We start from the raw sequence: 3,638 nt of genomic DNA on the forward strand, positions 1-3,638 counted from the left end.
ACTCGCGGAGGACCGCAGCGGGGATGTCGTCGTACGGCTCTACGAGTCGCGGGGCGGGCGGGCGCGGGCCACCCTGACCACGTCCTTCCCGGTGAGCCGGGCCGACGTGACCGACCTCCTCGAACGCCCCCTGCACGCGGCGGAGTCCACCGAGGGCGGGTTCGCGGTGCGGTTGCGGCCGTTCCAGATCCTGACGCTGCGGTTCGCTTATCCCCTCCCCGCCTCTTCCTGAATCTCCGCAAACGCCGGAGGGGCTGAGCGGAGGCTGACATGCCACGACGCCGAACCCTGTTGATCGCCGCGGTAGTTGTGACCCCCGCGTTGCTCTTGGGCTGCGGGGAGGACGGGGGATCGTCCCGGGAAAGGGGCTCCGCGGATGACGCCGGTGCGCGGAAATCCGTGGAGGCGTATGTGCGGGCGCTCAACGAGCGGGACGCCGCGGCCTTGATCGAGGCCGGCGGCGTCCCCTCGGACCGCCGGGCCCGGCGAGAGGCGCAGGAGATCATCGAGGAGCGGGGCGGCAAGGGCCTGCGCGTACAAGAGGTGCGCGTGGAGCATGACTTCGGCCCGGACGTCGGCTCCGCGAAGCTGCACGCACGGACGCGCGAGGGCGGGGACGTACGCGAGACGCTGACGGTCACCCGCGAGAGCGGCGAATGGCACGTCAGCATCTTCCGTAACCGGCCCGGCGACAAGCCCTCCTCCGGCACCCTCTGACGTTCCGGACGGGCCCCACCACCTAGGACACGGTCTAAGGCCGCGGCACGTTCCGCAGGTTGGAGCGGGCGAGCTGGACCATGCGGCCCACCCCGCCGTCCAGCACGATCTTGCTCGCGGAGAGCGCGAAGCCGGTCACCATGTCGGCGCTGATCTTCGGCGGGATGGACAGCGCGTTCGGGTCGGTGACCACGTCGACCAGCGCGGGGCCCTTGTGCTTGAACGCGTCCTTCAGCGCACCCGCGAGCTGCTTGGGCTTCTCCACCCGCACTCCGTACGCGCCGCAGGCCCGCGCGACGGCCGCGAAGTCCGGGTTGCGGTTGCCGGTGCCGTACGAAGGCAGCCCGGCCACCAGCATCTCCAACTCGACCATTCCCAGAGAGGAGTTGTTGAACAGCACGACCTTCACCGGCAGGTCGTGCTGGACGAGGGTGAGGAAGTCGCCCATCAGCATGGAGAAGCCGCCGTCGCCGGACATCGACACGACCTGGCGGCGGCGGTCCGTGAACTGGGCGCCGATGGCCTGCGGCAGCGCGTTCGCCATCGAGCCGTGCGAGAACGAGCCGATGATGCGGCGCTTGCCGTTCGGCGAGAGATAACGCGCCGCCCACACGTTACACATGCCGGTGTCGACGGTGAACACCGCGTCGTCGTCGGCCAGTTCGTCGAGCACCGACGCCACGTACTCGGGGTGGATCGGGACGTGCTTCTCGACCTTGCGGGTGTACGCCTTGACCACGCCTTCCAGCGCGTCCGCGTGCTTCTTCAGCATCTTGTCGAGGAACCGCCGGTCCGGCTTCGGCTTCACCCGCGGCGTCAGACAGCGCAGCGTCTCGCGTACGTCACCCCACACCGCGAGGTCCAACTTCGAGCGCCGGCCGAGGTGTTCGGGCCGCACGTCGACCTGCACGATCTTCACGTCGTCGGGCAGGAACGCGTTGTACGGGAAGTCCGTGCCGAGCAGGATCAGCAGATCGCACTCGTGGGTGGCCTCGTACGCGGCGCCGTAGCCGAGCAGTCCGCTCATGCCGACGTCGAATTCGTTGTCGTACTGGATCCACTCTTTCCCGCGCAGCGCGTGCCCCACCGGGGACTTGACGGTCCCTGCGAACTCCATGACCTCCCGGTGCGCGCCTGCCGTGCCGCTGCCGCAGAAGAGGGTGACCCGGTCCGCCGCGTCGATCATCTCGACCAGCTTGTCGATCTCCGTGTCCCCCGGGCGGACGGTGGGCCGCGCGGTGACGAGGGCGTGTTCGACGGCCCGCTCCGGGGCGGGCTCGGACGCCACGTCGCCGGGGAGCGTGACGACGCTGACGCCGCCCTGGCCGACGGCGTGCTGGATCGCGGTCTGCAGCAGCCGCGGCATCTGCTTCGGGTTGCAGATCATCTCGCTGTAGTGGCTGCACTCACGGAACAGCTGGTCGGGGTGGGTCTCCTGGAAGTACCCGAGGCCGATCTCGCTGGACGGGATGTGCGAGGCGAGGGCGAGGACCGGGGCCATCGAACGGTGCGCGTCGTAGAGGCCGTTGATGAGGTGCAGGTTGCCCGGTCCGCAGGAGCCCGCGCAGGCGGTGAGTTTTCCGGTGACCTGGGCTTCCGCGCCTGCGGCGAAGGCGGCGGTCTCCTCGTGCCGCACCTGCACCCAGTCGATGTCGCCGGTACGCCGGATCGCGTCCACGATCGGGTTGAGGCTGTCGCCCACGACTCCGTAGAGGCGCTTCACGCCCGCGCGGACGAGGATGTCGACGAATTGCTCGGCGACGTTCTGCTTGGGCATTTCTTCGCACCTTCCTGCGGGGCTGGTGCGTTCATCCACTCACGGGAGGCTTGGGCGCGCCTGTTGTGATCCCCTCCCCGCAAACGCCGGAGGGGCTATTTTTTAGCCCCTCTGGGGGCACCTCCCAGCGGTAGCTGGGGGAGATTGAGGAGGCCCGTCCGGCAGGACAAATTCGGGAAGGGGCGGGGCGGGGAAAGAGCCCCCCGCAGGGGCAACCCCCTCACGCCTCCCAGATCGCACAAGCCGTGCGGTCGTCCGCGTACCCCTTCGCCCGTACCTGCACATCCGCGAGGAACTCCGTGAGGCCAGGGGGCTCGGGGGCGGACCAGTGGTGGAGGAGGTGACCGGCGAGTTTCGGTTCGCCGCGCAGGGGTTCCGCGAGACCGCCGCTGCACAGCAACAGCCGATCGCCCGGACGGGCCACCGACGCACGGAAGCGGAACGGCTCGCTCGGCGGGGTCGTGACGGCCAGGTTCATGGTGCGGCGGTCGCCCTCGGTCAGCTCGTCGAGGAAGCCGTCGGGCAATTCGTCGAGCAGAGCGTCCGGCAGGGCCCCGCCGAAGCCGGGCACCGGCTCGCCCGTGGCCTCCGTGGCCTGCGGTTCGATGTCCTGCCAGCCGCCGTCCCTGAGCCGGAAGAGACCGCCGCCACCGACGCCGAAGAACACCCGCGTACGGCACCGCGGATCGGCCGGGATCAGCAGGCAGCGCAGGGTCGTCGCGCTGTACTCCTCGGGTTCCAGGCCCTGTTCGGCGGCGGCCGCGCGGAGCTTGCCGAGGGTGCGGTCGGTCAGCCGGTGCAGCCCGGACTTGAGGTCGCCGCGCCGGGCCGCCCTGATGTCGTCGGCGAGCCGGACGTGGCTGCGGCCCACCGCGGCGCCGATCCACCGGCAGGCCTCGGCGGCGGCGAGGTGCGCGCCCGCCGAGGCCCGCGCGCCGGTGGCCAGGGCGACCAGGACGAGCCCGCTGTCGCCGCTGCCGAAGCGCGCGGTGAGCAGCGCGTCGCGGCGCGGCTCGCCGCGGTACCGGGCCGAGTCGCCGCGTACGGACGCGGCGCGCAGCGTGCACGAGCCGTACCGGGCGCCGTCGAGCACCGTGTCCGCGACGAGTCCGGCCAGCTCCTCGGGGTCGGCCGGGGGCAGGGT

At 70.9% G+C, this 3,638-nt stretch carries 4 protein-coding genes; 2 read left to right on the plus strand and 2 right to left on the minus strand.

The window, feature by feature from the left end; genetic code table 11:
- Together GUY60_RS35790 and GUY60_RS35795 are read left to right on the plus strand one after the other, a co-directional pair.
- On the plus strand, positions 1 to 232 hold a 232-nt coding region (locus tag GUY60_RS35790), incomplete at its 5' end, for a glycosyl hydrolase-related protein (protein ID WP_246236084.1).
- Positions 233 to 411: 179 nt separating this feature from the next.
- Positions 412 to 717 carry a hypothetical protein gene (locus tag GUY60_RS35795; protein WP_161705591.1) on the plus strand — a complete coding sequence of 102 codons (306 nt, stop codon included), beginning with the start codon at positions 412 to 414 and terminating at the stop codon, positions 715 to 717.
- A gap of 34 nt (positions 718 to 751) precedes the next feature.
- Here GUY60_RS35795 and GUY60_RS35800 read toward each other — a convergent pair whose 3' ends face one another.
- On the minus strand, positions 752 to 2,494 hold the full coding sequence (locus GUY60_RS35800; RefSeq protein WP_161705592.1) for a pyruvate dehydrogenase: 1,743 nt from the start codon (positions 2,492 to 2,494) through the stop codon (positions 752 to 754).
- Positions 2,495 to 2,714: 220 nt separating this feature from the next.
- Complete coding sequence (locus GUY60_RS35805) at positions 2,715 to 3,635, minus strand: protein phosphatase 2C domain-containing protein (protein WP_246236086.1); 921 nt, start codon at positions 3,633 to 3,635, stop codon at positions 2,715 to 2,717.
- Between the last annotated feature and the right edge of the window lie 3 nt (positions 3,636 to 3,638).

It is taken from the genome of Streptomyces boluensis, assembly GCF_009908195.1.
In the GTDB taxonomy this organism is placed as follows: Bacteria; Actinomycetota; Actinomycetes; order Streptomycetales; family Streptomycetaceae; genus Streptomyces; species Streptomyces boluensis.